Origin of the sequence: Nocardioides luti (assembly GCF_014212315.1) — a bacterium.
GTDB lineage: Bacteria > Actinomycetota > Actinomycetes > Propionibacteriales > Nocardioidaceae > Nocardioides > Nocardioides luti.
Window position 1 is genome coordinate 790,469 of the sequence record NZ_JACKXE010000001.1, and the last position, 16,587, is coordinate 807,055.

The 16,587-nt window shown below is 71.8% G+C and carries 15 protein-coding genes; 12 read left to right on the forward strand and 3 right to left on the reverse strand.

All coding sequences use genetic code 11. From position 1 onward, the window contains the following. The first annotated feature begins 72 nt into the window (after positions 1 to 72). From H5V45_RS03725 to H5V45_RS03760, 8 genes are all read left to right on the forward strand, one after another. Positions 73 to 1,854 carry a DEDD exonuclease domain-containing protein gene (locus H5V45_RS03725; RefSeq protein ID WP_185251704.1) on the forward strand — a complete coding sequence of 594 codons (1,782 nt, stop codon included), beginning with the start codon at positions 73 to 75 and terminating at the stop codon, positions 1,852 to 1,854. A gap of 9 nt (positions 1,855 to 1,863) precedes the next feature. Then, complete coding sequence (locus H5V45_RS03730) at positions 1,864 to 2,142, forward strand: Lrp/AsnC family transcriptional regulator (RefSeq protein WP_185251705.1); 279 nt, start codon at positions 1,864 to 1,866, stop codon at positions 2,140 to 2,142. Positions 2,143 to 2,264: 122 nt separating this feature from the next. Beyond that, positions 2,265 to 2,951 (forward strand): glycosyltransferase family 2 protein, encoded by a 687-nt coding sequence (locus H5V45_RS03735; RefSeq protein ID WP_185251706.1) that lies wholly within the window; start codon positions 2,265 to 2,267, stop codon positions 2,949 to 2,951. Continuing rightward, positions 2,948 to 3,325, forward strand: a complete 378-nt coding sequence (locus tag H5V45_RS03740) for a DUF2304 family protein (RefSeq protein ID WP_185251707.1) — start codon at positions 2,948 to 2,950, stop codon at positions 3,323 to 3,325. Before H5V45_RS03735 ends, H5V45_RS03740 begins: the two co-directional genes overlap by 4 nt. After that, positions 3,318 to 4,211: a glycosyltransferase family 2 protein gene (locus H5V45_RS03745; protein ID WP_185251708.1), complete on the forward strand. Its 894-nt coding sequence runs from the start codon at positions 3,318 to 3,320 to the stop codon at positions 4,209 to 4,211. Before H5V45_RS03740 ends, H5V45_RS03745 begins: the two co-directional genes overlap by 8 nt. After that, a complete protein-coding gene (locus H5V45_RS03750) occupies positions 4,208 to 5,719 on the forward strand; it encodes a DUF2142 domain-containing protein (protein WP_185251709.1) in 1,512 nt (503 codons plus the stop codon). Before H5V45_RS03745 ends, H5V45_RS03750 begins: the two co-directional genes overlap by 4 nt. Further along, entirely contained in the window at positions 5,716 to 6,345 is a 630-nt protein-coding gene (locus tag H5V45_RS03755; protein ID WP_185251710.1) for a YgjV family protein, read from the forward strand. Before H5V45_RS03750 ends, H5V45_RS03755 begins: the two co-directional genes overlap by 4 nt. A 105-nt stretch (positions 6,346 to 6,450) precedes the next feature. Beyond that, the gene (locus tag H5V45_RS03760) at positions 6,451 to 9,672 is read left to right on the forward strand and encodes a hypothetical protein (RefSeq protein WP_185251711.1); all 3,222 of its coding nucleotides are present in this window, start codon (positions 6,451 to 6,453) and stop codon (positions 9,670 to 9,672) included. A 10-nt stretch (positions 9,673 to 9,682) separates the two neighbouring features. Here H5V45_RS03760 and trpD read toward each other — a convergent pair whose 3' ends face one another. From trpD to H5V45_RS03775, 3 genes are read right to left on the reverse strand one after another with little or no spacing between them, the layout of a single operon-like run. After that, a complete protein-coding gene (gene trpD / locus H5V45_RS03765) occupies positions 9,683 to 10,711 on the reverse strand; it encodes an anthranilate phosphoribosyltransferase (protein WP_185251712.1) in 1,029 nt (342 codons plus the stop codon). Beyond that, positions 10,711 to 11,130, reverse strand: coding sequence for an Rv3143 family two-component system response regulator (locus H5V45_RS03770; RefSeq protein WP_185251713.1), 420 nt, complete (start codon positions 11,128 to 11,130; stop codon positions 10,711 to 10,713). The genes trpD and H5V45_RS03770 overlap by 1 nt, the downstream gene beginning before the upstream one ends. A 10-nt stretch (positions 11,131 to 11,140) precedes the next feature. Further along, positions 11,141 to 12,079, reverse strand: coding sequence for a cytochrome c oxidase assembly protein (locus H5V45_RS03775; protein WP_343061403.1), 939 nt, complete (start codon positions 12,077 to 12,079; stop codon positions 11,141 to 11,143). Positions 12,080 to 12,152: 73 nt separating this feature from the next. Here H5V45_RS03775 and ctaE point away from each other — a divergent pair, with 73 nt between their 5' ends. From ctaE to qcrB, 4 genes are read left to right on the forward strand one after another with little or no spacing between them, the layout of a single operon-like run. Then, on the forward strand, positions 12,153 to 12,791 hold the full coding sequence (ctaE, locus tag H5V45_RS03780) for an aa3-type cytochrome oxidase subunit III (protein ID WP_185251714.1): 639 nt from the start codon (positions 12,153 to 12,155) through the stop codon (positions 12,789 to 12,791). Positions 12,792 to 12,833: 42 nt separating this feature from the next. Beyond that, on the forward strand, positions 12,834 to 13,706 hold the full coding sequence (gene qcrC, locus H5V45_RS03785) for a cytochrome bc1 complex diheme cytochrome c subunit (protein WP_343061404.1): 873 nt from the start codon (positions 12,834 to 12,836) through the stop codon (positions 13,704 to 13,706). Further along, a complete protein-coding gene (gene qcrA, locus H5V45_RS03790) occupies positions 13,703 to 14,782 on the forward strand; it encodes a cytochrome bc1 complex Rieske iron-sulfur subunit (protein ID WP_343061405.1) in 1,080 nt (359 codons plus the stop codon). The genes qcrC and qcrA overlap by 4 nt, the downstream gene beginning before the upstream one ends. Then, positions 14,782 to 16,539: a cytochrome bc1 complex cytochrome b subunit gene (qcrB, locus tag H5V45_RS03795; protein ID WP_185251715.1), complete on the forward strand. Its 1,758-nt coding sequence runs from the start codon at positions 14,782 to 14,784 to the stop codon at positions 16,537 to 16,539. The genes qcrA and qcrB overlap by 1 nt, the downstream gene beginning before the upstream one ends. Positions 16,540 to 16,587: the final 48 nt, after the last annotated feature.

Genomic DNA, 16,587 nt, shown 5'->3' on the forward strand with positions numbered 1-16,587 from the left:
GTGGCCAGCGCGATCGTGGCGGGTCCGCGCGCCGCCCACGCATTGTCGGTGGCCGCCTCTAGCGTCCGTCCCATGAGCAGCGCCGTTCAGGGTGCGCCTTCCCGCTGGGAGTCGCAACGAAGTTTCGACGAGCTGGGGCGACCGCTGCGCGACCTCACCTTCACCGTCGTCGACCTCGAGACCACGGGCGGCTCGGCGGGTGGCGGCTCGATGATCACCGAGATCGGCGCGGTCAAGGTCCGGGGCGGCGAGGTCCTCGGGGAGTTCCAGACCCTGGTGAACCCGCACACCCCCATCCCGCCGTTCATCGCGGTGCTGACCGGCATCAGCAACTCCATGGTCGCCGGCGCGCCGTCGATCGAGTCGGCCCTGCCGGCGTTCCTCGAGTTCGCCGCCGGCACCGTCCTGGTGGCCCACAACGCGCCGTTCGACGTCGGCTTCCTCAAGCACTTCGCGACCGAGCAGGGCCGGCCGTGGCCACGGTTCGAGGTCCTCGACACGGCGAAGCTCGCCCGCCGGGTGATCACCCGCGACGACGCCCCCAACTGCAAGCTCTCCTCGCTCGCCAAGGCCTTCGGCTCCACCACGACGCCCAACCACCGGGCCCTGTCCGACGCACGCGCCACGGTCGACGTGCTGCACGGCCTGATGGAGCGGCTCGGCAGCCTCGGGGTGCACACGCTCGAGGAGCTGCAGACGTTCTCCTCCCGGGTCAGCACGGCCCAGCGCAAGAAGCGGCACCTCGCCGAGGCGCTGCCGCACTCCCCCGGCGTGTACCTCTTCCGCGACGACCGCGCCCGGGTCCTCTACGTCGGCACCTCGCGCGACCTCCGCACCCGGGTGCGCTCCTACTTCACCGCCTCCGAGACGCGGTCGCGGATGGGCGAGATGGTCGGGCTGGCCTCGTCGGTGACGGGCATCGCGTGCGCGACGGTCCTCGAGGCCGAGGTGCGCGAGCTCCGGCTGATCGCCGAGCACAAGCCGCGCTACAACCGCCGCTCGCGCTTCCCCGAGAAGGTCCACTTCGTGAAGCTCACCCGCGAGGCCTGGCCGCGGCTCTCGCTGGTGCGACGGGTGCTCCCCGACGACGCCGACTACCTCGGCCCGTTCTCCTCGAAGAAGACCGCCGAGAAGTGCCTGGCCGCCCTCCACGACACCTTCCCGGTGCGCCAGTGCTCCGACCGGCTGGCCCGCGAGCCGTCGCGCGCCGCCTGCGTGCTGGCCGAGATGGGCCGCTGCCTGGCCCCGTGCGACGGGAGCGTCGACACGACGACGTACGCCGCCGTCGTCCGCCAGCTGCGCGACACCCTGCTGCGGCGTCCGGACGAGGTCGTCGAGGCGATCAACCACCGGATGTCCCTGCTGGCGGCGGACGAGCGCTTCGAGGAGGCCGGCATCCACCGCGACCGGCTGGCCTCCTTCATCCGCGCGGCGGCCCGCACCCAGCGGCTCTCCGCGCTGACCGGCTGCCCCGAGGTCGTGGCCGCCCGGCGTGAGGACGACGGGCGCTGGGCCGTGCACGTCGTGCGCTTCGGGCGCCTCGCCGCCGCCGGCACCATCCCGCCGGGCGCGGACGCCCACCAGTTCGTCGCCGAGCTCCGCGCCTCGGCCGAGACCGTGTCCGGTGCTCCCGGCCCGGTGCCCGCGGCCACCGCGGAGGAGACCGAGAAGGTCCTGCGCTGGCTGGAGTCGCCCGGCATCCGGCTGGTCGAGGTCGACGGCGAGTGGACGTGCCCGGTGGCCGGCGCGACCCGCCACCTGGCGCTGCACGACGCCGTCAACCAGTCCCGGCTCTCGCTGGTCCCCTTCGACGACCGGCGCGACCTGTCCCCGGTCCACCAGCCGGTTCGTTAGGGTCGGCCCATGATCACCGCCATCGTCTTCGTGAAGGCCGACGTCGCCCGCATCCCCGAGGTCGCCGAGGGCATCGCCGCGCTCGAGGGCGTCAGCGAGGTCTACTCCGTGACCGGCCAGATCGACCTGATCGCGCTGGTCCGGGTCCGCGAGCACGACGACGTCGCCCACGTCGTCGCCGACCAGCTCAACAAGGTGCCCGGGGTGACCGCCACCGAGACCCACATCGCGTTCCGCGCCTACTCGCGCCACGACCTCGAGTCGGCGTTCTCGCTCGGCCTCGACTGACGCGTCTTTCGGTGCACCCCGGGTAGTCCGAACGGACTACCCGGCCACCCCTCGCGCCCGTTGTCCCGTCCCCCGCGCGGCCCCTACGTTGCTCTCCTCGGGTCTCGACGGTGGAGGTGCACATGGACGGCAGCGCCTGCGTGATCGTCCCGGTCCTCAACGAGGCCGCCGTCCTCGGCCCGGTCCTCGAGCACCTGCTGCTGAGCTTCGACCACGTGGTCTGCGTCGACGACGGCAGCACGGACGGGTCGGCCGGGATCGCGGCCGCCGCCGGCGCCGTCGTGCTGCGGCACGCGGTCAACCTGGGCCAGGGCGCGGCACTGCAGACGGGCTTCGAGTACGCCCTGACCCACACCACCTGCTCCCACGTCGTCACCTTCGACGCCGACGGGCAGCACGACCCCGCCGACGCGACGGCGATGCTGGCCCTGGCCCGCACCAGTGACGTCGACGTGGTCCTCGGGACCCGCCACGGCAGCCGCCCGGCCGGGCAGCCACGCGTCCGGCGCCTGGTCCTCGGGGCCGCGCTCCGCTTCACCCGCTGGACGACCGGCCTGGCGGTCTCGGACACCCACAACGGCCTGCGGGTCCTCAACCGCCGGGCGGTCCGCCTCGTCGCCCTCGAGCAGCGCGGCATGGCCCACGCGAGCGAGCTGCTGGCCGCCGTCGCCCGTCACGAGCTGACCTGGGCCGAGCACCCGGTCTCGATCGCCTACACGCCGTACTCCCTCGGCAAGGGGCAGCACGGCCTGAACGCCGTCAACGTGCTCTACGACCTCGGGTCCGCCCGGCTGCGGGCCTGGTCGTGATCATCAAGGCGCTGCTGATCGCCAGCGTGGTCGCGATCGCCCTCTTCCTCCTGCGCGGGGACGGCTCGGGCCGGCACCTGGCGATCCGTCGTCTCGCCGGGCTGGTCTTCGCCGGCTGCTGGGTGGTCGCGGTGCTCGCGCCCGACCTCGTCACCCGGCTGGCCAACACGGTCGGCGTCGGTCGTGGTGCGGACCTGCTGCTCTACGTCCTTGTCGTCGCCTTCTTCCTCACCCTCGTCGCGCTCAACAAGCGGCTCGGGGAGCAGGACCGCAGGATCACCCAGCTGACCCGGGCCCTCGCCATCCGGGACGGGATGGCGCGTCCCACCCGGCCCGACGAGGTGGCCGCGGCCGCCTCCTCCCGGGATGACTGAGCGCGCACCGGCCGGCATCGACGTCGTCATCCCGTACGTCGGGGACCCGGCGTTGCTGCGCGAGGCCGTCGAGAGCGTGCTGCGCCAGCCCGGCGAGGACTGGCGGCTGGTCGTCGTCGAGGACGGACCGCAGGGGCACGACGTCGCGGGCTGGCTGGACGGGCTCCGCGACCCGCGGGTGACCCACGTCCTGCACGAGCAGAACCGCGGCCTGCCGGCGACCTTCCAGCACTGCCTGGAGCTGGCCACGGCTCCCTGGGTGGTCTTCCCGGGCTGCGACGACGTCCTGGCCCCGGACTACCTGGGCGTGGTCCGCGCGGCGATCGCCCGGCACCCGTCGGCCGTCGCGGTGCAGCCCGGCGTCGAGGTCATCGACGACGACGGTGAGGTCGTCCTCCCGCTCGGCGACCGGGTGAAGCGCCGGCTCGCGCCCGCCGATGGGTTGTGGGCGGGCGAGCAGCTGCTGCGCTCGCTGCTGCTGGGCAACTGGACCTACTTTCCCTCGATCTGCTGGCGCCGCGAGGCCGCGGCCGCGGTCGGCTTCCGGCAGGATCTCCCCGTGACCCTGGACCTCGCCCTGCTCGCGGGTCTGGTCCTGGACGGCGGCTCCGTCGCCACGACGTCCGAGGTCGCCTTCCGCTACCGGCGCCACCCGGCCAGCGTGTCGTCGGTGGCCGCCGAGGACGCGCACCGCTTCGCCGAGGAGGCGCGGCTGCACCGGGAGCTCGCCGCCGCCAGCACCGCACGCGGCTGGACGCGCGCCGCGCGGGCCGCCCGGCTGCGGCCGACGTCGCGGCTGCACGCCGCGCTACGACTGCCGGACACGCTGCGCTCCGGCCGGCGCACCGACACCCGGCGGCTGGTCCACCACGTGGCGGGCCGATGAGCGGCGCCGCCCGCCGGACCTGGGCGCTCTTCGCCCTGACCTTCGTGGGCATCAGCCTCGTCCAGCTCGCGTGGGCCCTCGTCGTACCCCCCTTCCGCGGGAGCGACGAGCACGACCACGTCTTCCGGGCCGCCGCGGTGGCCCGTGGCGAGTGGCGACCCGACTTCCAGCGCGTTGAGGACGGCCGCGGCGACCTCGTGACCGTCCCCGGCGACCTCGTCACCGCGGCCCACCCGGTCTGCGCGGCGCTCCCCTACACCGGTCCCGACGACTGCAGTGCCTCGCGCACCCTGGCGGACGGCCAGGTGCAGGTCGGCAGCGCCGCCGCGCGCTACCACCCGGCGTTCTACTGGGTGGTCGGCACCGCGGCCCGGCCGTGGCACGGTGCCGAGGCCGTCTACGCGATGCGGGCCGCCACGGCCGCCCTCTGCGCGGCGCTGGTCGCCCTGACGCTGGTCACGCTCCGACGCAGCGCCACCACCGTGTGGCCGGGGGCGGCGCTGCTCGTCGTGCTGACCCCCGTGACGACGTACTCCATGAGCATCGTCGCGGCGAACGGGGTCGAGATGGCCGCCGGCGCCCTGTTGTGGGCGGCGCTGCTCGGCGTCTCGCGACGGCGGGGCGCGCAGGACGTGCGCTGGTTCGGACCGGCACTCCTGGGGGCCTGCCTCCTGGTCACGCTGCGCAGCCTCGGCCCCCTCTGGTTCGTCCTGATCCTGCTCGCCGCAGCACTCGCCGTCGGACGCTCCGCCTGGTGGTCCGCACTCGTCGACCTCGGCCGCACGCGGCTCCTGGCCGGCGGCCTGCTGCTCGGCGCGTGCCTCGCGGGCGGCGTCGCGTGGACGATGACGTCCGGCACCAACCAGCCCGCGGCCACGGACTCCTTCACCGGCTCCCCGTGGCCGGGCATCGTCGAGCAGCCCGTGGTCTGGGTGCTGCAGACCGTCGCCGCCTTCCCGGCCCGCGACGACTCCGCCTCGCCGATCGTCTACGCGCTGGGGCTCATCCTGTTCTGGGCACTGCTCGCAGCGGGCTGGCGCACCTCCGACGGGCGCGGCCGGCTCGCCGCCGGGCTCGTGGTCCTCGCGTCGGTGCTGCTGCCGCTGGCGATCACGGTGCTGACCTTCGCGAGCGTGGGCTTCGCGTGGCAGGGCAGGTACGGCTGGCCGCTCGCCCTCGGGGTCCTGCTGCTGGCGGGACGGGCACTCGACGGCGCCGCCACGCAGCCGTCCCGACGTGTCGGCCTGGTGCTGGTCGCCGCCGTGGCCGCGGTCCTGGCGACGGCGACGGCGGTCGGCCAGCTCGGGGTGCTGCACGGCGAGCTCGTCACCAGCCCGCTCGCGACCGACCCGGCCTGGCTCCGTCCGTCCGGCGCCCTGGTCGTGCTCCTCACCGCGCTCGGCTGCGGCCTCGTCGCGCTGGCCGCCGTCAACAGGCGCGACGAGCCCGCGGAGGCGGCCACGACGATGCCCACCCGTCGTACGTCTGCCAGTAGCCTCTCCCGGTGAACTGGCTCGACGACCACTGGCTCGACCTCCTCGGCTGGGGCGGCAGCGCGCTGCTCGTCTTCTCCCTGCTGCAGGCCCGGGTGCTGCGGTTCCGCACCCTCAACCTCGTCGCCTGCCTGATCCTGCTGGTCTTCAACGCCCTGCTCGACATCTGGCCGATGGTCGGCATGAACCTCGTCCTCGCCGCGATCAACATCTGGTTCATCGTGAAGCTGCTCGGCGAGCGGCACGACGACGCGGCCTTCGAGGTGCTCGAGGTCGGCCCGGGCGACGAGTACCTCCGCCACGTGCTGCGCGTGCACGGCGCCGACATCCTGCGCTTCCAGCCCGACTTCGTCTGGGACCCGGCCGACGAGGGCGGGCACGCCTTCGTCGTGCTCAAGGGCGACGAGACGGTCGGCGTGGTGCTGCTCCACGCCGACGGCGAGGTGGCGCGGGTGCGGCTGGACTACGTGACGCCGCGCTTCCGCGACTTCTCCCCCGGCGAGTTCGTGTGGCGCCGCAGCGGCCTGCTCCAGGACAGCGGCTGCCGCAGCGTCGTGACGCCGCCCGGCATGGTCGGCGCGTACTACGACCGGCTCGGGTTCCGGCGCGAGGGCGAGTCCTACGTCCTCCGGCTCGGCTGACCACCCGCCCGGTCTCCTCCGATCGGTCAGACTTTCCCCGAACGCCGTTCCCGCCGTCCCACCGGCGGTTAGCCTCCTCGGGCTCGCGCTCTCGGGAGGACCTCCATGCACCAGCACCAGACCCGTCGACGCCGTACCCGGCACCTGCTCGGCGCGGTGCTCGCGACCGTGCTGGTGGTCGCGTCCGTGCCCGCCTCGGCACTCGGCTCGGCCCCGGCCCGCGGTGTCCCGGCGCCGTCGCACCTGAGCCCCTCGGGCACGGTCTCGACGCACACGCCGACGCTCTCGTGGAAGCGCGCGAAGCACGCCGAGCGCTACCAGGTGCAGGCCGACGACTCGTCCGGCTTCGCGAGTCCGCTGCTGGACGTGACCACCACCAACCGACGTCTGGTCCCGACCGTGGCCCTGCCGACCGGCACGGTCCGCTGGCGGGTCCGCGCCGTCGCGTCCTCGGGTCGCGCCAGCGGCTGGCGCTCCGCGTCCTTCAAGGTGTCGGAGACGGCGGCGCCCGCACCGATCGCGCCGGTCGAGGGCGCCGCGCTGCCGCAGCCCGCCAAGCCGGCCCTGCTCTCGTGGGCGCCGGTGCGGGGCGCGACCGGGTACGACGTGGAGATCGACTCGGACGGGGACTGGGTGGACGCCACGGCGTACTCCTCCCCCGGCCCGGAGCTCCAGGTCCCCGTGCCCCAGGCACCCCAGCAGTGGTCCTGGCGGGTGCGCGCCGAGCTCGGCGGCGGCAACGTCTCGCTGTGGAGCGCCGGGTCGACGTACGAGATCCTGCCCCTCGATGCCGTGCGGATCGACCCGTCGATGAGCACCACGACCCTCACCGACGTGGCGCTCAAGTGGCTGCCCGTGCCCGGCGCCACGAGGTACGAGCTGCAGGTCGGGCTCGACCGCGACTTCACGCAGCCGGTGGAGACGAGGACCGTGACCGGCACCCGCTACTCGCCGCCCACGACCTACGACAACGACCAGTACTTCTGGCGGGTCCGCGCGATCGACCCCGCCGGCACCAAGGCGCCGTGGCCGGCCGAGCCGTTCCAGGTGCAGCGCAACTGGCCCGAGCGGCCGCAGCTGCTCTACCCCCCGGACAGCGTCGCGCCCGCGGTCTCGGACGACTTCTACTACCAGTGGACGCCGGTGCCGCACGCGAGCTCCTACCAGCTGCGCGTCGGGACCGACCCGAACTTCTCGCCGGGAACCTTTGAGGTCTGCGCCACCGCGCAGACGACGTACACGGCTGGCTACCGGGGCGACCGGTGCATGCCGGGCCAAGGACAGACGTACTACTGGGAGGTGCGCGCCCTCGACGCACCGCGCAACGCGCCGGTCGAGGGCATCTACTCCGAGATCCACCGCTTCGCCTACGACTCCGGCAAGGTCAGGCAGGTCGCTCCCACCGAGGGCGCCGCGGTCGCGACGCCGGCACTGCGTTGGGAGGCGGCGACGGACGCGGTCGCGTACTACGTGGAGGTCAAGAACGCGGTGAGCACCGTGGTGGCGAAGACCACTACGAACTCGCTCAGCTGGACCCCCGAGGGCAAGGCACTCGACGCCACCAAGGGACCGTTCAGCTGGACCGTGCAGTCGATCGACGACAACGGCTCCTACAGCCCGCTCTACTCCGGCTCGACGTTCTCCCTCGCCGGCGCCCCGCCCACCAGCGGCGCAGCGCCCTTGACGCCCCTGGTCGGTCCGGACGGCGAGTCCAGCCTGCGCTTCCCGTGCCTGACGTGGGAGCCGATGGACGGGGCGACCTCCTACCGGCTCCGCCTCAAGGTGCACGGCGCCGACTACTGGGACCCCGCCACCACCTCGCGCATCAACACGGCCTCCTACGCGTACCCCTCCGCGACCGACACCGGCGACCACTACCTGAGCGCCGGGTCCTACGACTGGCAGGTGCAGGCGTACGGTGCGAACGGGGCACTGCTGAGCACCGGGCCGATCGGCACGTTCACAATCGCCGAGCTCGGTGCTGTCACGGGCCAACGCATCGCACTCGATGGGCTCGCCCTCGACTCCGGCGCCGCGTGCAACGCCGCGTTGCCGGCCACCGTCACGGACGACTTCATCTGCACAGGAGTGCCTGCGACGCCTGTTCTCGACTGGACGCCGGTGGCGGGTGCAGGGTTCTACATGGTCTACCTGGCCAACGACCGGGAGCTCACCAACCGGGTCTACGGCGACACGATCCACGCGACCGCCGGAAGTCGTTGGACACCGCGGTCATTGATGGATCCGTCTCAGCTGGCCGACAACCAGGCGGGCCAGTCGTACTACTGGATCATCCGACCGTGCAAGACCGAGAGCGTCTGTGCACCGGACCCCATCTCCACCCACGCGGCGGCGACCAACGCCTTCCGCAAGATCTCCCCGTCTCCAGAACTGGTGGCACCGGGAGCCAACCCGTCGAACACCTGCACCGACACGACCACGGTCAGCGGTGCCGTGTGCTCCGACGACATCGCGCTGTCCTGGGCGGATTACTACGACACGAATCAGAAGACGTCCTACCCGCCTGCACAATCGGGCGCACCCACGTCCTCCCAGACGGCGCAGCGGTACCTGGTGCAGGTCGCCACGTCCGACACGTTCACCACGCTGGTGGACTCTCGCGAAGTCGACCAGACGACCTACACCGCCTTCGACAGGACCTGGCCCGAAGGGCTCCTCTACTGGCGGGTCCAGGCCATCGACGACGAGGACAACCACCTCAAGTGGAGCGCTCCTGCGACCTTCACGAAGCAGTCCGACGTGGTGACCCTGACCCGGCCGACCGCCGGCGCCAAGGTCGGCGGCTCGTCGCCGTTCGTGTGGGAGGCCCATGACGGGGCGGCGAGCTACCAGCTCGAGGTCTACCGCGGGGACGACGCCACGTTCTCGCCCGCCAACAAGGTGCTGGGCGTGACGACGAAGCTGGTCGCCTACAACTGGTCGCGGTTCCTGCCCGCCGCCACCTCGGCCTACCGCTGGCGGGTGCGCTGGACCGACGCCGGCGGGCACGTCGGCGCCTGGGCCGACAGCGGCCGGTTCTTCGTCCAGCGCGGCGGGGTCGGGCTGGCGTCGCCGAAGAAGGGCGCGACCGTCCGCGGCGACGAGGCGCTGTTCAAGTGGCAGAGCACCCCGTCCGCGTCGTCGTACCGCGTGGACCTGCGCAACAGGACGACCGGCAGCAGCCTCTGGGTGCAGACCCCCGGGCTGTCGTGGGCGCCGACCAGCACCCTCGACAAGGGCCGCTGGACGTGGCAGGTCACGGCCTACGACCCCAGCGGCGGGTCGCTCGGCACCAGCGCGAAGCGCGGGTTCCGGGTGAAGAGGTGAGCGGCGCGGCCTAGCGGGCCGACGCCGCCACCCAGCGGTCCAGCAGCGCGGTCGCCGCACCCGAGTCGATCGCGTCGCGCGCCTTCGCCATCCCGGCGGCGAGAGCCTCGTCGGGGGTGCCGGGCGCGTCGTCGTACACCGCGAGCGCCGCTCCCGCGTTGAGGAGTACGGCGTCCCGCACCGCGCCCTGCTCCCCCTCGAGCAGCCGGCGGACGACCGCGGCGTTGTGCGCCGCGTCCCCGCCGCGCAGGTCCTCGGTCGTGCTGAGGGCGATCCCGTGGTCACGTGGGTCGACGGCGGCGGTGGTGACCTCGCCGTCGCGGACGATCCACACCGAGGAGGTCGTGGTCGTGGTGAGCTCGTCGAGCCCGTCGTCCCCGCGGAAGACCCAGGCCGAGACGCCCCGGCGGGCGAAGACGCCGGCCATCACCGGCGCGAGCCGGGCGTCGGCGCAGCCGATCGCCTGGGCCGCGGGGCGGGTCGGGTTGGTGAGCGGGCCGAGCAGGTTGAAGGACGTGGCGATCCCGAGCTCGCGGCGCGGGACGGCCGCGTGCCGCATCGCCGGGTGGAAGGCGGCCGAGAAGCAGAAGGTGATGCCGGCCTCGGTCGCGACCTCGGCGACCCGCGCCACGGGCAGGTCCAGCCGGATGCCCAGCGCCTCGAGCACGTCGGCCGAGCCGGACTGCGAGGAGGCCGAGCGGTTGCCGTGCTTGGCGACCAGGGCGCCCGCGCCCGCGGCGACGATCGCCGACATCGTGGAGATGTTGACCGACATCGACCGGTCCCCACCGGTGCCGACGACGTCGAGGAGCCGGCCGGGCACGGAGATCGGGGTGGCGCGCGCGAGCATCTCGTCGGCGAGGCCGAGGACCTCGTCGATGGTCTCGCCCTTGGCACGCAGCGCGACGGCGAAGCCGGCGATCTGGCTCGGGGTGGCTTGGCCCTCGAGGATCTCGCGCATGATCCAGGTGGTCTCGTCGGCGCCGAGGTCCCGGCCGGCGACCAGCGCGGTGAGGACGTCGGGCCAGGTGTGGCCCATCAGGTCGCGGCGGGGACGCGCGCCCGGAGCAGCGCGACCGCGGACTCGGCCAGCTGGATCGGGTCGAGCGGGTGCGGCACCGCCGCCTCGGCCCTCGACCAGGTCGCGAGCCACGCGTCCTGGGGGCGGCCGGTCAGCACCAGCACCGGCGGGCACTGGTAGATCTCGTCCTTGAGCTGCTTGGCGATGCCGAGGCCACCGGCCGGGACGGCCTCGCCGTCGAGGATCACCAGGTCGATGTGGCCGGCGTCCATGTTCTGGATGACGACGGGCTCGGTGGCGACCTCGACGTACTCGAGCTCGGGCAGGTCGGGGTGCGGCCGACGGCCGAGGGCGAGGATCACCTGCTGGCGGGTGTTCACGTCGTCGCTGTAGACGAGCACCTTGAGCGGGGCGGTCTTCGAGGAGGAGGCGTTCACGGCCGCGATGCTACCCGTCGCGACCGGCGACGCGCTGGCGCGCCTCCATCAGGTCCAGCCGGCGGTCCTCGCGCTCGGCCTCGCGCATCGACGAGCGCACCCACTGCGTGAACAGCACGGCGAAGAACACCAGCCCGATCAGGTCACCGGTCCCCCACAGGATCCCGCCGGCGAGGTGCTGGTCGTCGTAGGGGTCGGGCAGCCACGCACCCATCGGCCCGTCGTGCAGGGACGGGTACCAGTCGTGCCCGATCAGCTCGCTCTGCCCCATGATCGTCACGCCGAGGAACGCGTGGAACGGCAGCGTCAGCACGACCAGCATCATCCGGGCCGGGTAGCCCACCCGCCCGGGCACCGGGTCGATCCCCATCAGCGGCCAGAAGAACAGCGCCCCGACCATGACCAGGTGCACGTGCATCGCCTCGTGGACGTACGCCGAGTGCAGCGACGCGTCGTACCAGCCGGAGAAGTAGAGCGCCCACGGCGAGACGACGTACAGCAGCAGCGTCAGCGGGGGGAACGACAGCACCCGCGCGACCCGCGAGTGCAGCACCGCCAGCAGCCAGCGGCGCGGTCCGGGCGGCAGGGTGCGCAGCGCCAGCGTCACCGGGGCCCCGAGCGCCAGGGCGAGCGGCACCAGCATCGACAGGATCATGTGCTGGACCATGTGCACGCTCAGCAGGGTGAGGTCGTAGGTGCCGAGCCCCGAGGCCGTGGCGAGGTAGAACGAGCCCATCCCGACGACCACGAACGCGACCGTCCGACCGACCGGCCAGTGGTCGCCGCGACGCCGCAGCGCCCGCACCCCGAGCAGGTAGAGACCGGCCGCCCAGACCGTCACGACGAACGGCACGGGCGCCAGCGACCAGGCCGTGAAGACCCGCCCGAGCGTGAACTCCGGCAGGGCCGCGGAGGCCTCCATGACGACGTTCAGCGAGGGCCCCGGCACGGTGTGAACAATATGACCCCGAAAGTGAGGGGGTCGGGGTGCCCTCGTCGGCGGCTCACGACATAATGATCGCGTGGCGACAGCAACAGCGATTCCGGCATCCCGGCTGCACGGGCACCACGACCGTCCGAGCATGGTCAGCGTGGGGACGATCATCTGGCTCTCGAGCGAGTTGATGTTCTTCGCGGCCCTGTTCGCGTCGTACTTCACCATCCGGGCGGTGAGCCCGAGCCTGTGGGAGTCCAACACCGAGATGTTGAACGTCCCGTTCGCCTCGGTGAACACCACGATCCTGGTGCTGAGCTCGCTCACCTGCCAGCTCGGGGTGTTCGCGGCCGAGCGCGGCCAGGTCGGCCGGACCGGCTCGATCCTCAAGATCAAGGGCTGGGGCCTGCGCGAGTGGTTCGTGCTCACCTACATCATGGGCGCGGTCTTCATCGGCGGCCAGGCCACCGAGTACGCCGCCCTCGTGCGTGAGGGCGTCACGATCCAGGACTCGGCCTACGGCACGATGTTCTACCTCACCACCGGCTTCCACGGGATCCACGTGACCGGCGGTCTGATCGCGTTCCTGTTCGTGCTCGGACGCACGTTCCTGGCGCGCAGGTTCACCCACGAGCAGGCGGTCAGCGCGATCGTCGTCTCCTACTACTGGCACTTCGTCGACGTGGTGTGGATCGGGCTCTTCGCCACGATCTACCTCATCAAGTAGCCCCCTCCAGACTCCACCAGTGACTCCCAGCAAGGAATCAATGTGCGTCTCCTGAACCGCTCCGCAGGTCGACTCTCCCGGCACCGCCGCGGGCCGCTGGCCGGGCTGATGGTGCTGCTGCTCGGGCTCCTCCTGACCGGCGGGCTGTACGCCGCCTTCGCGCCGGCCCAGGCCGAGCAGGCCGACACGTCCGCCGACCAGGTCGCGAAGGGTCGCGAGCTGTTCCTCGTCGGCTGCGCGTTCTGCCACGGCCAGAACGGCGAGGGTGTCCTCACCGAGCGGGGCAACACCCAGCTCGGCCCGTCGCTCGTGGGTGTGGGCGCCGCCGCCGTCGACTTCCAGGTCGGCACGGGTCGCATGCCGATGGCCCAGCCCGGCGTCCAGGCGCCCCGCAAGACGGTGGCCTACTCGGACGAGGAGGTCGCCCAGCTGGCGGCGTACGTCGCCTCGCTGGCCCCCGGCCCGGCGATCCCCGACGCCGCCGACTACAGCATCGAGGGCCTCTCGGCCGACCAGCGCGAGGAGGCCATCGTCCGCGGCGGCCAGATCTTCCTCACCAACTGCACGGCGTGCCACAACTTCGAGGGCTCCGGCGGTGCCATGCCGCGCGGTGGCTACGCGCCCAAGATCCGTGGCGTCGAGCCCAAGTACATCTACGAGGCCATGCTGACCGGCCCCCAGGCGATGGACACCTTCTCCAACGGCAACCTGTCGCCGGAGGAGAAGCGTGACGTCATCGCCTACCTCGGCTCGATCAACGAGGAGCCCGGCTACGGCGGCTTCGGTCTCGGCGGCCTCGGCCCCGTGAGCGAGGGCCTCTTCGCCTGGCTGGTGGGCCTCGGCTCGCTGGTCGGCTTCGCCGTCTGGATCGCGGCCCACACGACGCGCTCGACGAAGGAGAAGGTGGAAGCGTGAGCTCCGAGACCCCCCACGGGAACGTCCCGGCCCTCCCCCCGGAGGAGCCCATCGCGAACCCGGGCCTCCCGGCCCACACGTGGCGTCCGACCGACGTCGACCCCAAGCTCGAGAAGCGTGCTGAGCGCCAGGTCGCGAGCATGTTCCTGCTCTCGATGGTCTGCGCCGTCCTCTTCCTCGTCAGCTACTTCGTCTTTCAGATCGGCGACAGCCACGACGAGCTCGCCGGCCTCGGCGCCTCGAACGTCGCCCTCGGCCTGACCCTCGGCGGTGCCCTGCTGTTCATCGGCGTCGGCATCATCCAGTGGGCCCGCAAGCTCATGGGCGACCACGAGATGGTCGAGATGCGTCACCCCGCCAAGTCCTCGGACGAGGACAAGGAGGAGACGCTGGCAGCGCTCAACGCCGGCATCGACGAGTCCGGCATCGGCCGCCGCCCGCTCGTGCGCAACAGCCTCCTGGGCGCCGTCACGATCCTGCTGGCCCCGGCCGTCGTCATGCTGCGCGACCTCGGCCCGCTCCCCGGCGACGACCTGCTCCACACGGTCTGGGCCAAGGGCATGCGCGTGGTCCGCGACGTCGTCGGCACCCCGATCAAGGCCTCCGACCTCGAGGTCGGCGACCTGGTCAACGCCGAGCCCGAGGTCATGTTCGCGACCAACGACGAGGGCGAGCCCGAGTACGAAGGCGTCGAGCTGCAGATCCTCAAGTCCAAGGCTGCCGTCGTCCTGCTCCGCATGGACCCCGACGACATCATCCCCGGCAAGGGCCGCGAGAACTGGTCCGTCGACGGGATCGTCTGCTACTCCAAGATCTGCACCCACGTCGGGTGCCCGATCTCGCTCAACGAGCGCACGACGCACCACCTGCTCTGCCCGTGCCACCAGTCGACCTTCGACCTCGCCGACTCCGGCAAGGTCATCTTCGGCCCGGCCGGGAGGCACCTCCCGCAGCTGCCGATCGCTGTCGACAGCGAGGGGTACCTTGTAGCACAGAGTGACTTCACGGAGCCGGTCGGACCGAGCTTCTGGGAACGCGACACCAAGGACATCGGCGAACAGGGTGAGGGCTCCTGATGAGCATCGACACGAGCAAGGTGGCGACCAGCAACTCGACGACCGCTGCGACCGCCAGCAAGCCCAGCAAGATCGGCGGCGTGGCCACCTGGGCCGATGACCGCCTCGGTCTCGCCACCGCCATGAAGAAGAACATCCGCAAGGTGTTCCCGGACCACTGGTCCTTCATGCTCGGCGAGATCGCGCTGTGGAGCTTCGTCGTCCTGCTCCTGAGCGGCGTCTTCCTCACGCTGTGGTTCACGCCCAGCATGGGCGAGGTCACCTACCAGGGCTCCTACGACCAGCTGCGCGGCGTCCAGATGTCCGAGGCGTACGCCTCGAGCCTCAAGCTCTCCTTCGACGTCCGTGGCGGCCTGCTCATGCGGCAGATGCACCACTGGGCCGCGATGCTGTTCGTCGCCTCGATGATGATCCACCTCCTGCGGGTGTACTTCACCGGCGCCTACCGCAAGCCGCGCGAGCTCAACTGGGTGATCGGCTCGCTCCTGCTGCTGCTCGGCACGCTCGAGGGCTTCACCGGCTACTCCCTCCCCGACGACCTGCTCTCGGGCACGGGCATCCGGGCCGCGGACGGCTTCATGAAGTCGATGCCGCTGGTCGGCACCTACATGTCGTTCTTCCTCTTCGGCGGCGAGTTCCCGGGCGACGCGATCATCCCGCGCCTGTTCACGATCCACGTGCTGCTGATCCCCGGCCTGCTGCTGGCCCTGATCGCCGCCCACATGCTGCTGCTCGTCTACCACAAGCACACGCAGTGGCCCGGTCCCGGCCGCACCGAGGAGAACGTCGTCGGCTACCCGATGCTCCCCGTGTACGCCGCCAAGGCCGGTGGCTTCTTCTTCATCGTCTTCGGCGTGACCGCGATGATGGGCGGCCTGCTGTCCATCAACCCGGTGTGGAAGTTCGGCCCGTACGACCCCAGCAAGGTGACCGCGGGCTCCCAGCCCGACTGGTACATGGGCTGGCCGGACGGCGCGCTGCGCATCATGCCCGGCTGGGAGTTCCACTTCTGGGGCCACACGTTCCCGTTCAACGTGTTCTTCCCGATCATCGTGCTCCCGGGCCTGATGTTCACGATCCTGCTGATGCTGCCCTTCATCGAGTCCTGGGTGACCGGCGACAAGCGCGACCACCACCTGCTCCGCCGGCCGCGCAACGCGCCGACGCAGACGGCGGTCATGGTCTCGCTGATGACCTTCTACGGCCTGATGTGGGCCGCGGGCGGCAACGACATCATCGCGATCAAGCTGCACGCGAGCATCAACCAGATCACGTACTTCATGCGTGGCGCGGTCTTCATCGGTCCCGCCATCGCGTTCTTCATCACGCGACGCTGGTGCATCTCGCTCCAGCGCCACGACCAGGAGACGCTGCTGCACGGCTACGAGACCGGCATCATCATGCGTTCGCCCGAGGGCGGCTACTCCGAGCGTCACCTGCCGGTCAGCCCGGCGACGGCGTACACGATGACGGCCCGCGAGCGTGACGACGAGCTGATGATCGGCGCCCCTGCCGAGACCGACGCCAACGGCGTCGCCGCTCCCGGTGGCACTCGCAAGGAGAAGCTCCGCCAGAAGCTCTCGACGCTGATGTTCGCCGACAACGTGCAGAAGCCCACCAAGGCCGAGCTCGACGAGGCGCACCACCACGCCGAGCACGAGCACGAGCTGCAGGCCCCGCTCGAGGGCCACGCGGCGGACGGTCACCAGTTCGACGGCCACCACTCCGTGGACGGCGAGAACCTCCGCTCGCACTGATCGACCCGCACCACCGCCGAAGGGCCCGGACCGCACCGCGGACCGGGC

Coding starts and splice junctions, on each gene's coding strand:
- H5V45_RS03725 (WP_185251704.1), top strand. CDS start 73: ATGAGCAGCGCCGTTCAGGGTGCGCCTTCCCGCTGGGAGTCGCAACGA.
- H5V45_RS03730 (WP_185251705.1), top strand. CDS start 1,864: ATGATCACCGCCATCGTCTTCGTGAAGGCCGACGTCGCCCGCATCCCC.
- H5V45_RS03735 (WP_185251706.1), top strand. CDS start 2,265: ATGGACGGCAGCGCCTGCGTGATCGTCCCGGTCCTCAACGAGGCCGCC.
- H5V45_RS03745 (WP_185251708.1), top strand. CDS start 3,318: ATGACTGAGCGCGCACCGGCCGGCATCGACGTCGTCATCCCGTACGTC.
- H5V45_RS03750 (WP_185251709.1), top strand. CDS start 4,208: ATGAGCGGCGCCGCCCGCCGGACCTGGGCGCTCTTCGCCCTGACCTTC.
- H5V45_RS03760 (WP_185251711.1), top strand. CDS start 6,451: ATGCACCAGCACCAGACCCGTCGACGCCGTACCCGGCACCTGCTCGGC.
- trpD (WP_185251712.1), bottom strand. CDS start 10,711: ATGGGCCACACCTGGCCCGACGTCCTCACCGCGCTGGTCGCCGGCCGG.
- qcrB (WP_185251715.1), top strand. CDS start 14,782: ATGAGCATCGACACGAGCAAGGTGGCGACCAGCAACTCGACGACCGCT.